The 20,936-nt window shown below is 66.6% G+C and carries 21 protein-coding genes and 4 tRNA genes; 6 read left to right on the forward strand and 19 right to left on the reverse strand.

Annotated elements, in window-relative coordinates; genetic code table 11:
* The first annotated feature begins 35 nt into the window (after window positions 1-35).
* Window positions 36-605 (forward strand): hypothetical protein, encoded by a 570-nt coding sequence (locus tag B7R21_RS10340; protein ID WP_116283184.1) that lies wholly within the window; start codon window positions 36-38, stop codon window positions 603-605.
* Here the strand turns inward: B7R21_RS10340 and B7R21_RS10345 are convergent.
* The 12 genes from B7R21_RS10345 to thrS all read right to left on the reverse strand — a co-directional run bounded on the left by B7R21_RS10345 (window position 592) and on the right by thrS (window position 13,559).
* Window positions 592-2,844 carry a RelA/SpoT family protein gene (locus B7R21_RS10345; RefSeq protein ID WP_116283185.1) on the reverse strand — a complete coding sequence of 751 codons (2,253 nt, stop codon included), beginning with the start codon at window positions 2,842-2,844 and terminating at the stop codon, window positions 592-594. The two genes, B7R21_RS10340 and B7R21_RS10345, sit on opposite strands and share 14 nt — an antisense overlap.
* Window positions 2,845-2,871: 27 nt before the next feature.
* A complete protein-coding gene (gene secF / locus B7R21_RS10350) occupies window positions 2,872-3,897 on the reverse strand; it encodes a protein translocase subunit SecF (protein WP_116283186.1) in 1,026 nt (341 codons plus the stop codon).
* A complete protein-coding gene (gene secD / locus B7R21_RS10355) occupies window positions 3,897-5,609 on the reverse strand; it encodes a protein translocase subunit SecD (RefSeq protein WP_116283187.1) in 1,713 nt (570 codons plus the stop codon). Before secD ends, secF begins: the two co-directional genes overlap by 1 nt.
* A 130-nt stretch (window positions 5,610-5,739) precedes the next feature.
* The gene (locus B7R21_RS10360; protein ID WP_116283188.1) at window positions 5,740-6,165 is read right to left on the reverse strand and encodes a preprotein translocase subunit YajC; all 426 of its coding nucleotides are present in this window, start codon (window positions 6,163-6,165) and stop codon (window positions 5,740-5,742) included.
* 77 nt (window positions 6,166-6,242) lie between these two features.
* Window positions 6,243-7,307, reverse strand: coding sequence for a Holliday junction branch migration DNA helicase RuvB (gene ruvB / locus B7R21_RS10365; RefSeq protein ID WP_116283189.1), 1,065 nt, complete (start codon window positions 7,305-7,307; stop codon window positions 6,243-6,245).
* 11 nt (window positions 7,308-7,318) lie between these two features.
* Window positions 7,319-7,954: a Holliday junction branch migration protein RuvA gene (ruvA, locus tag B7R21_RS10370; protein ID WP_116283190.1), complete on the reverse strand. Its 636-nt coding sequence runs from the start codon at window positions 7,952-7,954 to the stop codon at window positions 7,319-7,321.
* An 87-nt stretch (window positions 7,955-8,041) separates the two neighbouring features.
* Window positions 8,042-8,692 carry a crossover junction endodeoxyribonuclease RuvC gene (gene ruvC / locus B7R21_RS10375; protein ID WP_116283191.1) on the reverse strand — a complete coding sequence of 217 codons (651 nt, stop codon included), beginning with the start codon at window positions 8,690-8,692 and terminating at the stop codon, window positions 8,042-8,044.
* 12 nt (window positions 8,693-8,704) lie between these two features.
* Window positions 8,705-9,463 carry a YebC/PmpR family DNA-binding transcriptional regulator gene (locus B7R21_RS10380; RefSeq protein ID WP_116283192.1) on the reverse strand — a complete coding sequence of 253 codons (759 nt, stop codon included), beginning with the start codon at window positions 9,461-9,463 and terminating at the stop codon, window positions 8,705-8,707.
* Window positions 9,464-9,492: 29 nt separating this feature from the next.
* Entirely contained in the window at window positions 9,493-10,131 is a 639-nt protein-coding gene (pdxT, locus tag B7R21_RS10385; protein WP_116283193.1) for a pyridoxal 5'-phosphate synthase glutaminase subunit PdxT, read from the reverse strand.
* Window positions 10,082-10,981, reverse strand: a complete 900-nt coding sequence (gene pdxS / locus B7R21_RS10390) for a pyridoxal 5'-phosphate synthase lyase subunit PdxS (RefSeq protein WP_116283194.1) — start codon at window positions 10,979-10,981, stop codon at window positions 10,082-10,084. The genes pdxT and pdxS overlap by 50 nt, the downstream gene beginning before the upstream one ends.
* Window positions 10,982-11,064: 83 nt before the next feature.
* Window positions 11,065-11,637 carry an HIT family protein gene (locus B7R21_RS10395; RefSeq protein WP_437184186.1) on the reverse strand — a complete coding sequence of 191 codons (573 nt, stop codon included), beginning with the start codon at window positions 11,635-11,637 and terminating at the stop codon, window positions 11,065-11,067.
* A complete protein-coding gene (thrS, locus tag B7R21_RS10400; protein WP_216364204.1) occupies window positions 11,637-13,559 on the reverse strand; it encodes a threonine--tRNA ligase in 1,923 nt (640 codons plus the stop codon). Before thrS ends, B7R21_RS10395 begins: the two co-directional genes overlap by 1 nt.
* A gap of 160 nt (window positions 13,560-13,719) precedes the next feature.
* Between thrS and folP the strand changes: the two genes are divergently transcribed.
* Both folP and B7R21_RS10410 read left to right on the forward strand, forming a co-directional pair.
* Complete coding sequence (gene folP / locus B7R21_RS10405; RefSeq protein ID WP_216364200.1) at window positions 13,720-14,619, forward strand: dihydropteroate synthase; 900 nt, start codon at window positions 13,720-13,722, stop codon at window positions 14,617-14,619.
* 24 nt (window positions 14,620-14,643) lie between these two features.
* The gene (locus tag B7R21_RS10410) at window positions 14,644-15,402 is read left to right on the forward strand and encodes a dihydrofolate reductase family protein (protein WP_116283196.1); all 759 of its coding nucleotides are present in this window, start codon (window positions 14,644-14,646) and stop codon (window positions 15,400-15,402) included.
* Between the two features lie 78 nt (window positions 15,403-15,480).
* On the opposite strand, the gene B7R21_RS10415 is transcribed toward B7R21_RS10410, so the two are convergent.
* The 4 genes from B7R21_RS10415 to B7R21_RS10430 all read right to left on the reverse strand — a co-directional run bounded on the left by B7R21_RS10415 (window position 15,481) and on the right by B7R21_RS10430 (window position 16,250).
* Window positions 15,481-15,771, reverse strand: coding sequence for a putative quinol monooxygenase (locus B7R21_RS10415; protein WP_116283197.1), 291 nt, complete (start codon window positions 15,769-15,771; stop codon window positions 15,481-15,483).
* Window positions 15,772-15,931: 160 nt separating this feature from the next.
* Window positions 15,932-16,003, reverse strand: a tRNA-Val gene (locus B7R21_RS10420).
* A gap of 68 nt (window positions 16,004-16,071) precedes the next feature.
* Window positions 16,072-16,142: transfer RNA gene (locus B7R21_RS10425), tRNA-Cys, on the reverse strand.
* A 36-nt stretch (window positions 16,143-16,178) separates the two neighbouring features.
* Window positions 16,179-16,250, reverse strand: a tRNA-Gly gene (locus tag B7R21_RS10430).
* Window positions 16,251-16,445: 195 nt separating this feature from the next.
* Between B7R21_RS10430 and B7R21_RS10435 the strand changes: the two genes are divergently transcribed.
* Window positions 16,446-16,521, forward strand: a tRNA-Val gene (locus tag B7R21_RS10435).
* A 54-nt stretch (window positions 16,522-16,575) separates the two neighbouring features.
* Window positions 16,576-17,820: an alanine racemase gene (locus B7R21_RS10440; RefSeq protein ID WP_116283198.1), complete on the forward strand. Its 1,245-nt coding sequence runs from the start codon at window positions 16,576-16,578 to the stop codon at window positions 17,818-17,820.
* Between the two features lie 36 nt (window positions 17,821-17,856).
* Here B7R21_RS10440 and B7R21_RS10445 read toward each other — a convergent pair whose 3' ends face one another.
* The 3 genes from B7R21_RS10445 to B7R21_RS10455 all read right to left on the reverse strand — a co-directional run bounded on the left by B7R21_RS10445 (window position 17,857) and on the right by B7R21_RS10455 (window position 19,054).
* Entirely contained in the window at window positions 17,857-18,405 is a 549-nt protein-coding gene (locus tag B7R21_RS10445; RefSeq protein ID WP_253259745.1) for a type II toxin-antitoxin system PemK/MazF family toxin, read from the reverse strand.
* 36 nt (window positions 18,406-18,441) lie between these two features.
* Window positions 18,442-18,753, reverse strand: coding sequence for a DUF3072 domain-containing protein (locus tag B7R21_RS10450; RefSeq protein WP_116283199.1), 312 nt, complete (start codon window positions 18,751-18,753; stop codon window positions 18,442-18,444).
* 106 nt (window positions 18,754-18,859) lie between these two features.
* Complete coding sequence (locus tag B7R21_RS10455; RefSeq protein WP_116283200.1) at window positions 18,860-19,054, reverse strand: hypothetical protein; 195 nt, start codon at window positions 19,052-19,054, stop codon at window positions 18,860-18,862.
* Window positions 19,055-19,218: 164 nt separating this feature from the next.
* Here B7R21_RS10455 and B7R21_RS10460 point away from each other — a divergent pair, with 164 nt between their 5' ends.
* Window positions 19,219-20,910, forward strand: coding sequence for a long-chain-fatty-acid--CoA ligase (locus B7R21_RS10460; RefSeq protein WP_116283201.1), 1,692 nt, complete (start codon window positions 19,219-19,221; stop codon window positions 20,908-20,910).
* Window positions 20,911-20,936 lie beyond the last annotated feature (26 nt).

Below are 20,936 nucleotides of genomic sequence, written 5' to 3' on the forward strand. Positions count from 1 at the left end.
CCGGAGCCGGCGCCCGGGAGGGGCACCATGGAGACATGCCCCGACTCCTTCCCGACCTCCTGTTCCCCACCGCTACGTTCGGCCTCGCTGAACTCAGCGCGGCTCGTCTCGACGGCGAGCTGACACCCGTCGATTCCGGCTTCGCGCCGCTGGACTGCCCGGGAACGGTCGCCCTCCGGCTCCGGGCACTGGTACCCCTCCTGCCGAAGACGGCCATCGTCGAACGACAGAGTGCCCTCTGGGTCTACGGGTTCCGGCCGTTCCCGCCGGCGCGTCATCAGGCGTGCGTGCGCGCGGGGGTCGGCCGACGGGCTCCGGGTTCGGTGCGGCTGCAGGTGCGCGAGGTCGTCCTCGAGCCGGATGATGTCGTGATGGTCGCAGGCATCGCCCTGACGTCCATGATCCGAACGGCCATCGACCTGGCACGGGCCCAGGCCACGGTCGACGACGTCCAGGGTGGTCGGCTCAGGTTGCTCCTCGAAGCATCGGGCGCCACCCTCGACGAGTGCCTCGAACGCCTGGAACGATGCCGCAACATGCCGAACAAGACTCGTGCAAGCGTTCGGCTCCATGAGGCCTTCGGTGCTGTGCTCAGCCCCCGCTGACCCGGTAGACGTCATAGACGGCGTCGATCCGACGAACGGCGTTCAGAACCCGATCGAGATGGGTGGTGTCTCCCATCTCGAACACGAACCTACTGATAGCGAGGCGGTCTCTCGACGTGCTCACCGTGGCCGAGAGGATGTTGACGTGGTGTTCGGAGAGCACGCGGGTGACGTCCGACAGCAGGCCCGAACGGTCGAGCGCCTCGACTTGGATCTGCACGAGGAACACGCTCTTCGACGATGGGGCCCAGTCGACCTCTATCATCCGCTCCGGCTCCATCAGCAACGACTTCACGTTGTGGCAGTCGGACTGGTGCACAGACACGCCCGCGCCGCGGGTCACGAAGCCGACGATCTCATCGCCCGGCACCGGGGTGCAGCACTTCGCGAGTTTGACGAGGATGTCGGGAGCGCCTCGAACCAGCACGCCGGACTCGCTGTGGGTCGACCGCGGTCGCCTCCCCACTCCGACGTCGATCTCACTGTCATCACTCTCGACCTCGGTCTGGAGCGACTGCAGCACCTTCTCGATCACCGACTGGGTGGAGACGTGTCCCTCGCCGATCGCGGCGTACAGCGCCTCGACGTTGTTGTAGCTGAGCTGCGATGCGACCTCGGAGAACGAGTCCTGGCTCATCAGCTTCTGCAGTGGGAGATTCTGCTTGCGCATGGCGCGGGCGATCGAGTCCCGGCCCTGCTCGACGGCCTCGTCGCGGCGTTCCTTTGTGAACCACTGGCGGATCTTGTTGCGGGCGCGGGGGCTCTGCACGAACGAGAGCCAGTCCTGGCTCGGACCCGAGTCCGGATTCTTCGATGTGAACACCTCGACCACGTCACCCGTGGTGAGCGTGCTCTCGAGGGGCACCAGCCGCCCGTTGACCTTGGCGCCCATCGTGCGGTGGCCCACCTCTGTGTGCACCGCGTAGGCGAAGTCGACCGGTGTCGCTCCGGCCGGAAGACCGATGACACGACCCTTCGGCGTGAAGACGTAGACCTCCTTGGCGCCGATCTCGAAGCGCAGCGAGTCGAGGAATTCCCCCGGGTCGACCGTCTCGGCCTGCCAGTCGGAGATGCGGGCGAGCCACGCCATGTCGGTGTCGCCCCGGTCCTCGGCGGTTCCGGCACGGCCGGCGTTCATCCGCTCTTTGTACTTCCAGTGCGCGGCGACACCGAACTCTGCCCGTTGGTGCATCTCGTTGGTGCGGATCTGGATCTCGACAGCCCTGCCGCCCGGGCCCACCACTGTGGTGTGGAGCGACTGGTAGAGGTTGAACTTCGGTGTGGCGATGTAGTCCTTGAAACGGCCCGGCATCGGGGTCCAGCGGGCATGGATCGATCCGAGCACCGCGTAGCAGTCCCGAACCGAGTTCACCAGGACCCGGATGCCCACCAGGTCGTAGATCTCGTCGAACTCGCGGCCGCGAACGATCATCTTCTGGTAGATCGAGTAGTACTGCTTGGGTCGCCCGGCCACCTTGCCGCGGATCTTCGACGTCTTGAGGTCGTCGCTGACCATGTCGATGACCTGCTGCACGTACTCCTCGCGCTGCGGCGTGCGCTGCCTCACGAGGTTCTCGATCTCCACGTAGAGCTTCGGCGAGAGCACCGCGAACGAGAGGTCTTCGAGCTCCCACTTGATCGCCTGGATACCCAGCCGATGTGCGAGGGGGGCGTAGATCTCCAGGGTCTCCTGCGCCTTCCGCGTCGAGGACTCCGGGGACACGAAACCCCAGGTGCGCGCGTTGTGGAGGCGATCGGCGAGCTTGATGATCAGCACGCGGATGTCCTTCGACATCGCGACGATCATCTTCCGCACCGTCTCGGCCTGGGCGCTCTCGCCGTACGTGACCTTGTCGAGCTTCGTCACACCGTCGACGAGCATGGCCACTTCGTCACCGAACTCGGCTCGCAACTCGTCGAGCGAGTACTCGGTGTCTTCGACGGTGTCATGCAGGAGCGCCGCTGCGATGGTCTTCGTGCCGATGCCGAGCTCTGCCAGGATCTGCGCCACGGCGACCGGGTGAGTGATGTACGGTTCGCCGCTTCGGCGCTTCTGCCCGTCGTGGGCCCGCTCGGCAACCGTGTAGGCCCGCTCGATGATGCTGAGGTCGGCCTTCGGATGATTCGCCCGAACCGTGCGGATCAGTGTGTCGACCGCACCCGCGGGCTGGGCGCGGGAGAACAGGCGCGGAACGAGCCGCCGCAGCGACGCGTTTGTCGGTGCAGTGGTTTCGGTCATGAGAGGGCCTCCACGACCATTATCCCACTAAGCCTTGAGCTGCTCCGCCGAAGCCCGGGTCTCGGCCGGCTTCTCACGGTTGGCTCGCTGGGAGAGCACCCGTTGGTCGATCTTCTTCACCTTGGGTTCGTTCTGCCGCAGCTGGGCGTAGAGCGGCGACGCGATGAAGATCGTCGAGTAGGTTCCGACGAAGATCCCGATCAGGAGCGCGAGCGAGATGTCCCGGAGGGTTCCGGCGCCCAGCACGAAGGCTCCGATGACCAGGATGGAGGCGACAGGCAGCATCGCAACGACGGACGTGTTGATCGAGCGCACCAGGGTCTGGTTCACCGCAAGGTTCACCGTCTCACCGAAGGTGCGCGTCGCCTTGTCGCCCCATTCGACCGTGTTCTCCCGGATCTTGTCGAACACCACCACGGTGTCGTAGAGCGAGTATCCGAGGATGGTCAGGAAGCCGATCACGGCCGCAGGAGTGATCTCGAACCCGGTGATGCCGTAGATGCCTGCAGTGATCACGAGGTCGTGGAGCAGCGCCACCATCGCCGAGACGGCGATCTTCCAGGTTCGGAAGTAGATCGCCATGAAGACGGCGGCGAGCACGATGAAGATCAGCAGGCCCCGAATTGCCTGGCCGGTGATGTCGGCGCCCCAGGTCGGGCCGATGAAGTTGATCGTCACGTCGGAGGGCTGCACGTTGTACGCCGCGGCGAGGGCGTCGCGCACCTGGTTGCTCTCGGCGTCGTCGAGCTGGTCGGTCTGGATGCGGATACCACTCTGGCCGAGGGTGGAGACCAGCGGTACGACGGCGGGGTCGACGGACTTCACCGCATCGATACCGGCCTGCTGCGAGGCGTTCGACACCTGCGAGATCGAGAACTGCGAACCGCCGCTGAACTCGATCCCGAAGACGAACCCACCACGGAGGAAGGGCCCGACCACAGAGACGAGGATGAGAAGACCGGCGATCGCATACCAGAGCTTGCGTCGACCGACAATGTTGAACGAACGCTTGCCGGTGTACAGATCGTTTCCGAGATCACTGAACGAGGCCATCAGCTGTCTTTTCCCTTGCTTCGGGTGGGCGTTTCTGTCTCGGCGGGTGGATCGATAACGAGAGTCGATGCCCCCGCGGCGCGGCGTTCGGCGATGGTCTGGCGCCGTGCGGCCTCGCGGCCGGCCGACTCCTGCTTCGAGCGCGGAACGGCTGCCGTGGGCGTCTTGAACTGTGCGCGGCCCCGGTAGACGGCTCCGAGCTGACGCGGATCGAGTCCGCTCGTCTTGTGGCCGTCGCGGAAGTACGGCAGCTCCGCCAGGAGCGTCATCACCGGGTGAGTGAACATCATCACCACCACGATGTCGATGATCGTCGTGAGGCCGAGCGTGAGGGCGAAGCCCTTCACACTGCCCACGGCAACGATGTAGAGCACGACGGCCGCCATGAGGTTGATGAGGTCGGAGGCGAAGATCGTGCGGATGGCGCGCTTCCAGCCGGCCTGCACGGAGGATTCGAGACCTCTGCCATCACGCAGTTCGTCACGTATTCGTTCGAAGTAGACGATGAAGGAGTCCGCAGTGATACCGATGGCCACGATGAGACCCGCGACGCCCGCGAGTGAGAGGCGGTATCCGGCGCGCCAGGAGAGCAGGTCGACGACCAGGTAGGTCGCTGCCGCAGCGACGACGAGCGATGCGATCGTCACGGCACCGAGCACGCGGTACTGGGCGATCGAGTAGAGCACCACGAGGATGAGGCCGATCAGACCCGCGATCAGGCCGCTGATGAGCTGGGTGGATCCGAGGGTCGCCGAGATCGTGTTCTGGCTCTGCACGACGAAGCTGATGGGCAATGCGCCGAACTTCAGCTGGTCGGCCAGCGTCTTCGACGACGCGGCGTCGAAGTTGCCGGAGATCTGCGGCTGGCCGTTGGTGATCACCGCGAGGGTACGGGGGGCTGAGATGACCTTGCCGTCGAGAACGATGGCGAACTGGTTCTGGGCGCCGGTGAGGCCCGAGAGCCGCGTGGTCACCGACGCGAATTCACTCGTGCCCTGCTCGTTGAAGAAGATGTTGACGACGTACTGGCCGGTGGAGGCTCCGGAGCTGGTCTGGGCGACTCCGCTCGTCGCGTTGGAGATCGTGTCTCCGGCCACCTCGACCGGGCCGAGGATGTACTTCGCGCCGTCTTCGCCACAGGCGACGAGGGGCTGGTCGGCTGGAGCCTGACCGGCATCCGTCGCGGCAGTCGAGGTGCAGTCGATGTTGAGGAACTGGTCCTCGAGGGCCGGCGTGATGTAGTTCAGGTCACTGGCGTTGGTCGGAGCAACGGTGGGCGTGGCATCCAGACCCGGTGTCGGGGTGGTCGTCGGCACGTCGGCGGTCGTCGAGACGAGAACTGCGCGGAAGTCGAGCTTCGCCGAGGCCTCGATGCGAGCGAGAGTGGCGTCGTCGGGCGTGCCGGGGATCGACACGACGATGTTCTGGCCGCCCTGGGTGGAGATCTGGGCCTCGGACACACCACTTGCATCGACACGCTGCCGTATGATCGCCACGGCCTGCGAGACCTGCTCGTCGGAGACGGCCGCGCCGCCGGTCTTCGGGGCGAGGATGATCTCGGTTCCGCCCTCGAGGTCGAGTGCGAGCTTCGGAGTGAATGTTCCACCGCCCCAGATGGCACCAGCGGTGTTGACGCCGGCAAGGGCGATGAAGATGACAAGGAGCCACACCAGTGTGCGTCTGGCCCTCTTGACGGCAGTTGATTTTGCCACCTGCGAAACTCAGCTTTCTATAACGCCCCCGCGGCAGAGTGCTGCCGACGCTAGAGCCTACGGCATGCGCGCCGCAAAGACCTGTCGCCCGCGCAGACCGCTGCCGCGAACTCGTGAACGGTTGGGGTTGTTACTCAGCCGACTTACGCGGGTTGCCGTGCTCGTCGAAAGGAACACCGTTCAGGATCGTACCCTCATCGGTGGTCGTCTTCTCGAGCGATGGAGCGACACGCTCGCCGAACTCGGGCTCGCCCTGTTCGCCTGAGGTCTCGACATCGTCGATCGCAACAGCATCTTCGGTGGGAACGACGCGGGTGACGGTCTGGCGGTGCACCTTCAGCACGGTGCCGGGCGTGGACTCGAGGAAGATCTGGTTGTTCTCCGCGTCGATCGAGAGGATCGTGCCGTAGACGCCGAAGTTGGTCATCACGTAGGCGCCCTCGGTGATCTTCTGCGCCAGCTCTTCGGTCTCACGCTTGCGCTTGCGACTGTTTCGCACCATGAAGATGATGAGAACGGCCAGAACGGCCAGGATGACCAGATTCAACGGATCCATGTAGAGGGGAGAGCCTTCCAAGAAGTGGGGGGATTGACGTCCCCAGTGTACTGATCGGGGCTGAACGCCAGCTTGAATTATAGTTCATCCCCGAACAGCGGCTGGGCGCGGGCCCCGGGGGTGCTGTTCTGCTGGCCGGGAACGGCCTGGGGTTCGAGCCCGAAGTGCTGCCATCCCTCGCGCGTCGCCATTCGTCCGCGGGGCGTCCGCACGATGAGTCCGATCCGCACCAGGAACGGTTCGACGACCGATTCGATGGTCTCCGACTCCTCACCCACGCTCACTGCGAGCGTGTTGAGGCCCACCGGGCCACCGTTGAACCGGGTGAGGAGGATCATCATCACGGCACGGTCGAGTCGGTCGAGCCCCCGCTCGTCGACGTCGTACAGTTCGAGCGCCGAGCGCACGACGGCACGAGTAGCCTCTCCCCCGTGAACGAGCGCGTAGTCCCGCACCCGGCGGAGCAGCCGGTTCGCGATCCGGGGTGTTCCCCGTGACCGGCCGGCGATCTCGATCAGCGCGGACTCCTCGATCGAGAGTTCGAGCATCACCGCGGCACGGCGGAGCACGTGCACCAGTTCCTCGGGGTCGTAGAACTCGAGGTGTGCGGTGAATCCGAACCGGTCGCGGAGCGGGTTCGGCAGCAGTCCCGAACGCGTCGTCGCCCCCACGAGGGTGAACGGTGCGAGATCGAGGGGGATGGATGTCGCCCCCGCCCCTTTGCCCACCATGATGTCGATGCGGAAGTCCTCCATCGCGAGGTAGAGCAGCTCCTCAGCCGAGCGCGCCATGCGGTGGATCTCGTCGACGAAGAGCACCTCACCCGGCACGAGCGACGACAGCACCGCGGCGAGATCGCCCGCGTGCTGGATGGCAGGTCCGCTCGACATGCGGAGGGGGCGCCCGCTCTCGTGGGCGACGATCATCGCGAGTGTCGTCTTGCCGAGGCCGGGCGGCCCGGCCAGCAGGATGTGGTCAGGGGTGCGGTTCTGGATGGTCGCGGCATCCAGCAGCAACTGGAGCTGCCCGCGCACCCGCTGTTGCCCCACGAATTCGGCCAGGCTCTTCGGGCGGAGCGCACCCTCGAAGGCCACCTCCGCCTCGGAACCCAGTTCGGGCTGCAACACCTCGCCGGCTGCCATTCCCTCGGCGCTCATCGGGGACCGGCCGAGCCCTGGCGGGGCCCGAGTTCGGTGAGGGCGAGTCGCAGGAGCGACTGCACGCTCATGGTGTCGACGTCGTCGTTCGCCACGGAGACCACCCTGTCGAGGGCCTCGGAGGCATTGCGTTCATTCCAGCCCAACCCGACGAGCGCGACCAGCACGTCGTCGTGGATCGAGGTGGTGCCGACGAAGGTCGGAGCCTGTCCGGCAGCCGGAACAGCGCCGAGACCGGCGACCTTGCCGGTGAGCGAGACGACGATGAGTTTCGCCGTCTTTGGACCGATGCCGGACACGCGTCGGAAGACCGCATCGTCGTCGTGGGTCACCGCTCGCACGATCTCGGAGGCGGTCAGAGCAGCGAGCACGCCGAGAGCGGATTTCGGGCCGACACCGGTCACCCCGACCAGGAGCGAGAAGATCTCCAGCGACTCAGCATCGGCGAAACCGAAGAGCGAGAGTGAGTCCTCCCGCACGATCAGGGTGGTGAGAACGAGAGCCTCCTGACCGGACCGCAGGGTGAGGGCATGGCTGGGCGTCACCTGCACGGCGAAGCCGACCCCGCCGACCTCGATCACGAGAGAGGAGCCGACCGCCTGGAGCACGGTGCCACGAAGACTGGATATCACGACGCCAGCCTATTACTCGTACACACCTTCGAACGTGCGACACTCGGGAATGCGACACTCGCGAGTGCGACGCTCGAGAGTAGGCGCTCAGCGGCGGAGGCCGCGCCTCTCGGGGCTGGCGGCCTTCGCGGCCTGTTCGGCGGCGAACCAGGCCGCCTGCGCGCCGGTGAGCGCACGCACTCCCCCGGTGCCGGCAGCCGAGCGTGGCGAGGCGCCGCCGTGCAGGTCACCGGCGGCGGGGGCTGCGCCGGCAGCCAGGGCTCCGAGGGGGGAGCGCCACGCGTGGCAGATGGCGAGGGCGAGGGCGTCCGCAGCATCCGCTGGCTTCGGCACGGCTTCGAGTCGCAGGATCTTCGCGACCATCGTGCCGACCTGCTTCTTGTCGGCCTGGCCGTAGCCCGTGACCGCCGCCTTCACCTCGGTCGGAGTGTGCATGCCGACGGGTAGCCCGCGGCGGGCAGCGGCTACCATGGCGATGCCGCTCACCTGCGCCGTGCCCATGACCGTGCTGACGTTGGTGTCGGCGAAGACCCGCTCGAGAGCCACCCTGGCGGGCCGGTATTCGTCGAGCAGTTCGTCGAGTACGGTACTGATCGACAACAGCCGGCTCTCGTGGAGGGTGCCGGGTGCCGTGCGGATGACCGTGACGTGCACGAGCGTCGCACGCCGGCTCTCGGACACATCGACAATCCCCACACCGCAACGGGTCAGGCCGGGGTCGATCCCGAGGATCCGCACGGCCGTCGGCCGCTAGTCGTTCTCGAGCTCGGCACGAACCTCGCTGGTCAGGTCGAAGTTGCTGTAGACGTTCTGCACGTCATCATTGTCTTCCAGCGCGTCGATGAGGCGGAACACCTTTCGTGCCGTGTCGGCATCGACCTCGATCTTCAGGCTGGGCACGAACTCCACATCAGCGGATTCGTAGTCGATGCCGGCCTCCTGCAGGGCGGTGCGGTTCGCAACCAGGTCGGAGGCCTCGGTGAGCACCTCGTAGGACTGCCCGTGGTCGGTGACCTCTTCGGCGCCGGCATCCATCACGGCGACGAGCACGTCGTCTTCGCTCAGCCCGTCGGTGTGGGCCACGGTGATGACGCCCTTGCGGTGGAAGTTGTAGGCCACGCTGCCCGGGTCGCCCATCGTGCCGCCGTTCCGGGACATCACCGTGCGCACATCTGCGGCCGCCCGGTTCTTGTTCTCGGTGAGGCACTCGATGAGCATGGCGACGCCGTTGGGGCCGTAGCCCTCGTAGATGATCGTCTGGTAGTCGACGGCCTCGCTGCCGATGCCCGCGCCGCGCTTGACGGCCCGGTCGATGAGATCCTTCGGCACAGAAGTCTTCTTCGCCTTCTGGATGGCGTCGACGAGGGTGGGGTTACCCGAGAGGTCTGCGCCGCCGAGCTTCGCAGCGACCTCGATGTTCTTGATCAGCTTCGCGAACGACTTGGCCCGACGCGAGTCGGTGATCGCCTTCTGGTGCTTGGTGGTCGCCCACTTGGAATGTCCTGACACAGTGTTCTCCTAAAAAATTCTCACCCAGTCTAAACGAACCGCGTCGCGAGCACTCGGTCGTAGAAACGGCGATGGAAACGATAGTCGTCCGTCATCTCGGGATGGAACGAGGTGCCGAGCAGGTTTCCCTGTTCGACGGCGATCACCCGTCCGTCGGCGAGGGCACCGAGAACGGACACCTTCTCCCCCACCTCTTCGACGACGGGGGCCCGGATGAAGACGGCGTGCACCGGCGTTTCGCCGAGCTCGGGAACGGCGACCTCCGCCTCGAACGACTCCCGCTGGCGCCCGAAGGCATTCCGGCGAACAGTGATGTCGAGGCCGCCGAGACTCTCTTGCCCGGCGATCTTGTCGGTGATGCGATCGGCGAGCATGATCAGTCCGGCGCAGGTGCCGTAGACCGGAAGCCCGGCTGCGATCGCCTGCTTGAGGGGATCGGCGAGGCCGAACATCCTCGACAGTTTGTCCATCACACTCGATTCGCCGCCCGGAATCACCAGGCCCGCGACGCGGCCGAGTTCCTCGGGGCGGCGAACCGTGATGACCTCCGCCCCGAAGGACTCCAGCACTCCGACGTGCTCCCGGTAGTCGCCCTGAAGGGCGAGGACTCCGACCGGGCTACCAGCCACGGTCCGCGAGGCGATGGGGCGCGGGGATGTCCGACACATTGATGCCGACCATGGCCTCGCCGAGGCCGCGGGAGGCATCGAGGATGACCTGGGGGTCGTCATAGAACGTCGTCGCCTTGACGATCGCGGCGGCACGCTTCGCCGGGTCCCCGGACTTAAAGACGCCGGAGCCGACGAACACACCGTCGGCACCGAGCTGCATCATCATGGCCGCATCCGCAGGTGTGGCGACTCCGCCGGCCGTGAACAGCACGACCGGCAGCTTGCCCGTCGACGCGATCTCCGCAACGAGGGCGTAGGGCGCCTGCAGTTCCTTCGCGGCAACGTAGAGCTCGTCGGGAGCGAGCGCAGTGAGCGCGCGGACCTCGCCGAGGATCTTGCGGATGTGCTTGGTGGCCTCCGACACGTCGCCCGTGCCGGCCTCACCCTTCGACCGGATCATGGCCGCACCCTCGTTGATGCGGCGGAGCGCCTCGCCGAGGTTGGTCGCGCCGCAGACGAACGGGATCGTGAAGTTCCACTTGTCGATGTGGTTCACGTAGTCGGCGGGCGAGAGCACCTCGGACTCGTCGATGTAGTCGACGTCGAGCGCCTGCAGCATCTGCGCCTCGACGAAGTGGCCGATCCGGGCCTTTGCCATCACCGGGATCGACACAGCCTTCTGGATGCCCTCGATGAGGTCGGGGTCGCTGGTGCGTGCGACACCACCCTGCGAACGGATGTCGGCGGGCACTCGCTCGAGCGCCATCACGGCCACGGCACCGGCATCTTCAGCGATGCGGGCCTGGTCGGCGTTCACGACGTCCATGATGACGCCGCCTTTCAGCATCTCTGCGAGCCCGCGCTTGACGCGATCGCTGCCGACGGAGGACGAGGGTGTGTCTGTCATAGTGGATCTATTCTATTCGGGCGCGAACGCTTCGTTCGGCGGGTGTCACTCGAGTTCTACGCAGAGTAGAATTGGGAAGTTGTTCAGGCGACAGGCCACGCGGCAGCGACTGCTGCGCGCACCTCACCGAGAAGCTGGGGAAGTGCCTTGGTCTTGGCGATGATGGGGAAGAAGTTCGCGTCGGTTGCCCAACGCGGAACGATGTGCTGGTGCAGGTGGTCTGCGATGCCCGCTCCCGCGATCCGGCCCTGGTTCATGCCGAGGTTGTAGCCATCGCACCGCGAGACCGTGCGGAGCACCCGCATGGCGGTCTGGGTGAGGCTCGCGATCTCGGCTGTCTCTTCGGGGGTCGCCTCGTCGTAGAGCGGGATGTGGCGGTACGGGCAGACGAGCAGATGACCACTGTTGTAGGGGAACAGGTTCAGCAGCACGTAGGCATGGACACCCCTGGCGACGATCAGGGACTGTTCGTCGTCCAGAGTCGGAGCGATGCAGAACGGGCACTCCGCCTCTCCCGGCTGGGTGCCGTTCTGGATGTAAACCATGCGGTGCGGGGTCCAGAGCCGCTGGAATTCGTCAGGCACTCCAGCCATGGTGCTCGAATCGGTGATCTCCACACCGTCGAAATCGACGGGCATGTCGTCGCCGCCCGGCATCACGCCTCCCCCGCTGTGCTGACCTGCACCTTGTTCTCGATCGCGGCCACGATGCGGTCGACCGCATCGGCGATCGGCACAGCGTTCTCCTGGCTGCCATCGCGGAAGCGGAAGCTCACGGTGCCGCCCGCCCGGTCATCCTCACCGACGATCAGGAGGAAGGGCACCTTCTCCTTCGTGTGTGTGCGGATCTTCTTCTGCATGCGGTCGTCCGAACGGTCGAGTTCCGCCCGCACACCCTTCAGCTTCAGCTGCTGGATGACCTCGCCCAGGTACTCCTCGTACTGCTCGGCGATCGGGATGCCCACCACCTGCACCGGCGAGAGCCAGACCGGGAACGCCCCGGCGTAGTGCTCGGTGAGGATTGCGAAGAAGCGCTCGATCGAACCGAACAGGGCGCGGTGGATCATGATCGGCTGCTGGCGGGTTCCGTCGCTCGCCGTGTATTCGAGTTCGAACCGCTCGGGCTGGTTGAAGTCGAGCTGGATCGTCGACATCTGCCAGGTGCGGCCGATCGCGTCACGCGCCTGCACCGAGATCTTCGGGCCGTAGAACGCTGCCCCACCCGGGTCGGGCACCAGCTCGAGGCCGGACTCGACCGCGACCTCGCGGAGGGTCTCCGTCGCGCTCTCCCAGAGGTCGTCCGCCCCGATGAACTTCGGGTTGGTGGCGTCGCGGGTCGACAGCTCGAGGTAGAAGTCATCGAGCCCGTAGTCCTTCAGCAGGTCGAGCACGAACTGCAGGGTGGTTGTCAGTTCGGTCTTCACCAGCTCGGGGGTCACATAGATGTGTGCGTCATCCTGCGTCATGCCGCGCACACGGGTGAGCCCCTGCAGGGTTCCGCTTTTCTCGTAGCGGTACACCGAACCGAACTCGAACATGCGGAGCGGGAGCTCCCGGTAGCTCCGACCCCGCGCCCGGAAGATGAGGTTGTGGTAGGGGCAGTTCATCGGCTTCAGGTAGTAGTCCTGGCCCTGCCGGGTGATGTTGCCCTCTGCGTCGCGCTCCTCATCGAGGTGCATGGGCGGGAACATGCCGTCGGCGTACCACTGCAGGTGGCCGCTGGTCATAAACAGGTTCGCCTTGGTGATGTGCGGGGTGTTGACGAAGTCGTACCCGGCCGCGATGTGGCGCTGCCGGGAGTAGTTCTCGAGCTCCTGGCGGATGATGCCGCCCTTCGGGTGGAACACCGCGAGACCCGATCCGATCTCCTCGGGGAAGGAGAAGAGGTCGAGTTCGGCACCGATACGGCGGTGGTCGCGCTTCGCAGCCTCCTCGAGCCGGGCCTGGTGGGCACGCAGCTCGTCTTTGGAGGGCCACGCGGTGCCGTAGATGCGCTGCAGCTGCGGGTTCTTCTCCGAACCGCGCCAGTAGGCGGCGGCCAGGCGGGTGAGCGCGAATCCGTTGCCGATCATGCGGGTGTTCGGCAGGTGCGGGCCGCGGCAGAGGTCGCTCCAGATCGTTTCGCCGGTCTTCGGGTCGACATTGTCGTAGATGGTCAGCTCGGCGCCGCCCACCTCGACCGACTCGTCTTCGGCGGCGGAACCGCCCTTGATGCCGATCAGTTCGAGCTTGTACGGTTCATTCGCCAGCTCCGCACGAGCCTCTTCTTCGGTGACGACCCGGCGCATGAAGCGCTGGCCCTGGCGGATGATGCGTTCCATCGCCTTTTCGAGGGTCTTCAGGTCGTCGGGCGTGAACGCCGTCGCCACGTCGAAGTCGTAGTAGAAACCGTCGGTGACGGGCGGCCCGATGCCGAGCTTCGCCTCGGGATTCACCGACTGCACGGCCTGTGCCATCACGTGGGTGGCGGAGTGCCGCAGGATGTTCAGGCCGTCGGGCGACGAGATCTCCACTCCTTCGACGTAGTCGCCGGGCGCTGCAGTCGCCGCAAGGTCACGCAGTTCGCCGTTCACCTTCATGGCCACGATCGTTCGCTCGGTGAACAGTTCGAAGCCGGTGCTGGTGTTCTCGACCTGGATGATGTCACTCACGTACTGGGGCTCCTCGGGTGTGGCGGTGGTACTCGTGTCCTGGCGTGAACGGGCGTGACCTCAACTTTAGTGCTGCGAAGATAAAGCCATGACCGCTCCCTCGGGCCTCTGCCTGCCGCCCATCACTGAGCCGGTGAGGATGATCGGCAGCCGCCGCTTCGACTTCTCGAGGCAGATCGCGGTCATGGCCATTGTCAACCGCACACCTGACTCGTTCTACGACCAGGGGCGTACGTTTGCGCTCGACCAGGCGGTGGCAGCGGCGATGCGCGCCGCGGCCGAGGGCGCCGACTGGGTCGACATCGGGGGCGTGCCTTTCGCGCCCGGCCCCGAACTGCCGGCGGCAGAGGAGGCCGCACGGGTGATCCCCGTCATCGATGCGCTCGCCGCTTCGTCAGACGTGGTGATCTCCGTCGACACCTTCCGCCCGGAGGTCGCGGTGGCGGCGATCGCGGCGGGGGCATCCGTGATCAACGACACGACGGGCATCCACGACCCCCGGCTGGCCGATGTGGTGGCAGACAGCGAAGCGACCCTCGTCATCACGCATTCGCGCGCCGAGCCGCGGAAGCCGTTCCCGACGCCGCAGTATGCCGACGTGGCGGGTGAGGTCCGGGACTTTCTGCTGTCACGGGTGGAACTGGCGCTCTCTCGCGGCGTGCCGTCGTCCCGCATCATCGTCGACCCGGGTCACGACCTCAACAAGAACACCTTCCACACCCTCGAGCTGACGCGCCGCCTGCCCGAGATCGCCGCCCTCGGCTATCCGGTACTGGCCGCGGTCTCGAACAAGGACTTCATCGGCGAGACGCTCGACCTGCCGAAACCGGAACGTCTCGCAGGGTCGCTCGCCGCCGCCTCGGCCAGCGTGCTGCTCGGCGCCCGCATCGTGCGGATGCACGACGTGCGTGCGTCGGTCGAGGCGATGCGGATGCTCGAAGCCATCCTCGGCTGGCGACAGCCCCTCGCTCCCCGCCACAACCTCTGACCCGGCACACCAGGAAGGCGACCGATGACCGACGACATCCTGCAGCTGTACCCCACCGGCGCCTCACCTGCGGCCCTGACCGACGACCAGCTGCTGACCCTGTATGCGCCAGCGTCGCGGGGAGAGCGGCTCGTGCGGGCGAATTTCGTCTCGAGCATCGACGGCTCGGCAACCGCCTCGGGGCTCTCGGGAGGGCTTGGCGGCCCGGCTGACAAGCGCGTCTTCGACCTGCTGCGGCGGCTCGCCGACGTGGTGCTGGTGGGTGCCGGCACGGTGCGCTCCGAGGGCTACGGCGCGATGCGCCTGGCACCGGATGCCGCGGCCTGGCGTGTAGCGAACGGCCACCCCGAGCATCCGGTGTTCGCCCTCGTGTCGGGGCGCCTCGACCTCGACCCCGCCAGCGACGTCTTTGCGAAGGCGCCCGTGCGGCCCCTCGTGCTGACGGTCTCTTCGGCGCCTGCTGCCGCGCGCGCCTCCCTCGCCGCCGTTGCGGACGTCGTCGACTGCGGCTCGTCAACGCTCGACATCCCCACGATGCTCGACACGCTCACCTCTCGGGGGCTGCGGCAGATCCACTGCGAGGGTGGCCCTTCACTGCTCGGTTCCCTCCTCGCGGCCGACGCCCTCGACAGTCTCTGCCTCACCACCTCGCCCGCCCTCGAGGGTGGTGCCGGCCCGCGTATCACGCACGCCGGCGGCGCGCTCCCCCTCCGCCCCATGCGGCTCGACCACCTGCTCCTCTCCGGCAGCATGCTGCTGTCGCAGTACTCCCGGGCGCATTGACGCAGGACCTCCCCTCGGCGGGGCACATCTTCCAGTCGCGCGGCTGGCTCATCGTGCGGTAACGAGGGCCGGCCGGATTCAGGCGGAAATGAGCGGGTTGATGTCCGGGGCCTCTGCGAGGTGCTCCCCCGCGGTGCCGAGCGCCTCCGCGATGTGCGGGGTCTTCATGTGCCCGTCGAGGTCGTTCTGGGAACGCCACTTCTCGATGGTGATGAAGGTGGTGGGGCTCGCCGCCGAGACGAACAGTTCGTAACTGAGACAGCCTTCCTCTGCGCGGGTCGGTTCGACCAGACCGCGGAGAGCGTCTCCGACGATCTGTTCGGAGCCCGGCTTCGCCTTCAGAATGGCAACGACGTTCAGGTCTGGCATGGTCTCTCGCTTCCGTGGCCGGCGGCGCTGCCGGATCCAGCGACGCTAACACGCCGACCGCCGGTCCGCACAGGTCGACGACCGATGCAGGACAGAGGTGCGGGAAACACAGGTGCGGGAAACAGAAATGGCCCCGAACGAATTCGGGGCCATTCTTCTGTGGGCGGTACTGGGATCGAACCAGCGACCTCTTCCGTGTCAGGGAAGCGCGCTACCGCTGCGCCAACCGCCCAATTTACTTTCCTCGCGACTTCGTGCTGCATGTTTCCGACGGCGAGGACATCGAAGACAATTTGAGCGAGGTGGCGACGGGATTTGAACCCGTGTGGACGGCTTTGCAGGCCGCTGCCTCGCCTCTCGGCCACGCCACCATGTGGAGGGTTTCCCCAACGGTACATCTACACTCGAGCGGATGACGAGATTCGAACTCGCGACCCCAACCTTGGCAAGGTTGTGCGCTACCACTGCGCCACATCCGCATTTCTACGACTGCTCGGTTTGTTGCTTTGCCTGCATTACTGCGTGCTCGGAAGACTCTACCGGAAGCCCCGGCACAAAACAAAACCGGCCGGAGCGCGTGTCGTCACACTCGCTCGATGTGCGTTCGGAGCCCGTCGTCGGCTAAGATCGACGAGCACGAGATGGGGAGACCACGGTCACCCTGGGCAGTTCTCGGGCGATTGGCGCAGTTGGTAGCGCGCTTCGTTCACACCGAAGAGGTCATCGGTTCGAGTCCGGTATCGCCCACCACCACACCCCCGACATTCCGCCGCCCGGCGCGAGTGTCGGGGGTGTTGTTCGTTCATGCCGAGAGCTCCGGGAGACACCCTGATGACCGTCGATGATCTGCCCCGCATGGTGCTGCACGAAGCCGCCATCGAGCACAATCTCGCTCTGATGAGTGCCTTCTGCGAACAGGCCGGCATGCTCCTCGCCCCACACGCCAAGACGCATCTCTCGAAGGATCTCTGCGACCGCCAGCTTGCTGCAGGCGCCTGGGGGCTCACTGCCGCCACGACGTCGCAGGTGCGAACCCTCGTTGCTTTCGGCTCGCCGCGCATCCTGCACGCGAACGTGCTGGTGGATGCTCGCGCCATCGAGTTCGTCGCGTCGACGTTCCTCGCTGCTGATTCCGCCACCGAGTACCTCTGCTACGTGGACAGCCTGGCCGGCCTCGACTTACTGGAACACGCTCTGGAAATGCTCTCCCCCGCGAAGAAGCTCCGGGTGCTGGTCGAGCTGGGGTATCAGGGCGGCCGCACAGGTGCCCGGAGCGAATCGGATGCGCGCCACATCGGCCACAGGGTAGCGGCGTCGACCCGGCTGGAGCTCGCGGGCGTCGCGGGCTACGAGGGGCTGATGCCTCGGGGCGAGAACGTGTTCCCGGATGCAGCGCCCGCACTGCTGGCGGGCATCCGGCGCCTCGCCACGTACTTTCACGGCGAGGGGCTCTTCGCCGGCACGCCGGTGGTCACGGCGGGCGGGAGTTCGTACTTCGACCTCGTGGCGGCCGAGCTCGGGCCGCAGAACTTCGACTTCGAGATTCTGCCGGTGCTCCGGAGCGGCTGCTACCTGACGCACGACCACGGCGTGTACGCGCGCACATCGCCGCTGGGTGACAGCCCGCGGGAGGTTGCACGGCCGGCAGGGACGGCCGGATCGCCCGAAACTGATGCCGCCGCCGTCACGCCCGTCGCCGCGTTCGAGCCCGCCTTCGAGCTGCTGGCGAGTGTTCTGTCAGCGCCCGAGCCGGGGCTCGTGATCGTCGGCTTCGGCCGCCGCGAGGCGCCCACCGACGACACTCTGCCGGTGGTGCTGGGAGTAGCGGACCCGGAGGGGGGCGTTCCGCTCAACACCGCAGGATGGACGGTGACGGCGGTGAACGACCACCACGCCTACCTGCGCGTACCGGCGGAGTCCACCGTGCCCATGGGCACGGTGCTGCGGTTCGGCATCAGTCACCCCTGCGGCGCCTTCGACCGCTGGCGGAGCATCCCGCTCGTCGATGCGCACTACGGCATGCTCGGCGAGATCACGCCCGAGCTCTGACCTCTACGGGGACGGCGCGGCGCGCGCGGGGGCGGGTCAGAAGCGGTAGCGCTGCTGGAGGGCCTTCGCAACGCGGGCATAGGCCGGGGCATCCAGGGCCGCGCCCTCCCGGCGCATGCCGGCATCGGTGACCCGGAACAGCCGGTCGAGGCGCACCCAGGATGCCCGGCCCGAAGGGTCCCAGGGGCCGGGGCCGAGCTCCAGAGCCCCCCGGTCGTCGGGGTGCGCCTTGCTGGTGAGTTGGATGCCCAGCACCGTCGTCGCACTCAGCCGCGCAAGAACCAGCACGGGGCGATCCTTGCCGCGGCCGTCGTTCTCCTCGTACGGCACCCAGGTCCAGACGACCTCGCCCGGGTCGGGCCGCGCATCGGGGTGCGGGGCGTAGGCGAGCCTCTGGTGACCCAGGGTGCGGGAGTCGATCTCGACCGTGCGAGTGGCATCAGAAGACGATGGTGCGGGCCGAGAGGCTGTGCCGCGCGGGCTCGTGCCGCGCGGCACGAGCCCGCGCGGCGAGGACTTCTGCGGAGCCAGCCCGGAGGCGATCGACCGCAGAACCGTTCCGAGGAAGTGGGTGAAGGAGGGCACGGACACCAATCTACGTGAGCGTGCCCTCCCGACGGGTCAGGCCTGCCCGCGGCCCGTCTCCTGCTGCAACCGGTCGATCTGCTCGGAGGCTTCGGCCTTGGTGAGGTCGGCAGAGAGCGTCTCGCCCGCCTCGTGCGCCAGGGTGTCGAGGTAGCTCCGCTGCGGACCGGTCATTGGCTCGTCGCCGGTGACCCAGTCGCTCGGGTCTTTGCTGGCGCTCGTGCTGGGATCGGGGCGGTCGCCGCCGAGCGTGTCGCCGGTCGGCTCAGTCCGCTCAGTCTGCCCAGTCGCCTCGGTCGATTCGGTCACGGGTTCGGTGTTGTCGTCTGTGCTGTTCGTGTCGCTCATGTACGCCAGAGTAAATCAGCCCACCGACACCGGCCCAGTAACGGCGAGGGCCTTGACACCGCACGAAAGTGCAGCGCCAGGGCCCGGGATCCGCGAGTCGCAGGGATCAGTCGCGCAGGTTCTCTTTGAAGTCGTTCTTCGCCTCGGTGGCATCGCGGTTCTGCTCCGCCTTCTTCACCTCGGCGTCTGCCTTGGCCTCGTCGACCTTGTCGGAGACACGGCCCTTGGTGTCCTCGAATGTGCGGCTCAGCTTCTCGCCTGCTGCTTCTGCTGCCTCTTTGGCGTTGTCAAGAAGTCCCATGTCTTCTGCTCCGTCTCTCATTCGGTGCCGGTTCTCTCCGGCACTCCGTGAGCAGAGCTTATTGACCTCTCCGAAGGTCGGTAAAGGTCTTGGCGGTGATTCACGGGTCGTGCTAAGGCAACATAATGAGGGAGGCGACGAGGCCGAGGAAAGGCAGCACGACGATGACGAGTGACACCGCCAGGCCCTGGCTGAGCAGCTACGCAGAGGGTGTTCCGCACGAGATCGATCTGCCGACGGGTTCGCTCGTCGATCTCATCGAGGCGTCGGTGAAACGGTTTGCGAAGAAGCCGGCCCTGGTGTTCTTCGGGGCAGAGACCTCCTACCGTGAGCTCGGCAACCAGATCGACCGGGCGGCCGAGGGCCTTCGCCGGCTCGGTGTCGGGAAGGGCGACCGGGTGGCGCTCGTGCTGCCGAACTGCCCCCAGCACATCGCCGCGTTCTACGCCGTGCTGCGGCTCGGCGCCATCGTGATCGAGCACAATCCGCTCTACACCCCGCGGGAGCTCCGCCACCAGTTCGAGGATCACGGCGCGACCGTCGTCATCGCCTGGGACAAGGTGGTGGACACCATCCAGAAGATGCCCGACGACGTGGCGTTCGAGCACATCGTCTCGGTCGACCTGACCCACGCGATGCCCCTGCACACGCGGATCGCCCTGCGGCTGCCTCTGAAGAAGGCTCGGGATGCCCGGAGTGCCCTGCACGCGAAGGTGCGCCGCACCATCGACTGGGAGTCCCTGCTCGAGAGCCGGCGCATCCGGAAGTCCCACCCGCGCCCCGGCGTCGACGACATCGCCCTCCTGCAGTACACCAGCGGCACCACGGGAACACCGAAGGGTGCGATGCTGACCCACTTCAACCTGCACGCGAACGCCCTGCAGGGCCGAGCCTGGCTGCCGGGGCTCGAGGAGGGCCGCGAGGTCGTCTACGGGGTGCTGCCGATGTTCCACGCCTACGGGCTGACGCTCTGCCTCACGTTCGCGATGAGCGCCGGGGCGCGGCTCGTACTGCTCCCCCGCTTCGACGTCGACCTGGTGCTCGACGCGGCGAAAAAGCATCCACCGACCTTCCTGCCCGCCGTGCCTCCGATCTACAAACGGCTCGCCGAGGCGGCCGAGATGCGCGGAACCGATCTGTCGGGCATCAGGTTCGCCATCTCGGGGGCCATGAACCTGCCCACGCCGACGGTCGAGCTCTGGGAGCGCGTGACGGGTGGGCTCCTCGTGGAGGGCTACGGACTCACCGAGACCTCCCCCGTGGCGCTCGGCAACCCCGTGGGGCCGAGCAGGCGAGCCGGAACCATCGGTGTGCCGTTCCCGAGTACCGACGTGAAGGTCGTCGACCCCGACGATGTGACGAGCGAACGGCCGACCGGCGAGCCCGGGGAGTTGCTCATCCGGGGTCCGCAGGTGTTCCAGGGCTACTGGCAGAAGCCCGACCAGACGCGTGAGGTGTTGTTGGATGATGGCTGGTTCCGCACCGGCGACATCGTCTCGATCGACGCCGACGGCTTCGTGACCGTGGTCGACCGCATCAAGGAACTCATCATCACGGGCGGCTTCAACGTCTCCCCGAGCGAGGTCGAGGATGCGCTCCGCCAGCACCGGAGCGTGAAGGATGCCGCCGTGGTCGGCCTGCCCGGCGCGAACGGCGGCGAGGATGTGGTCGCCGCCGTCGTGCTGAACCCGGGTGCGACTCTCGACGAGAAGGCGATCCGCGATTTCTGCCGTGAGGCGCTGACCGCCTACAAGGTGCCGAGGCGCGTCGTGGTGGTGGATGAGCTGCCGACCTCGCTCATCGGCAAGGTGCTCCGCAAGAAGGTGCGCGACGACCTGCTGAAGAGCGCGGCCTGAGACGCAGAAGCCGGGCGCCCCTCCCG

The sequence above is a fragment of the Subtercola boreus genome, assembly GCF_003399625.1.
In the GTDB taxonomy this organism is placed as follows: Bacteria; Actinomycetota; Actinomycetes; order Actinomycetales; family Microbacteriaceae; genus Subtercola; species Subtercola boreus_C.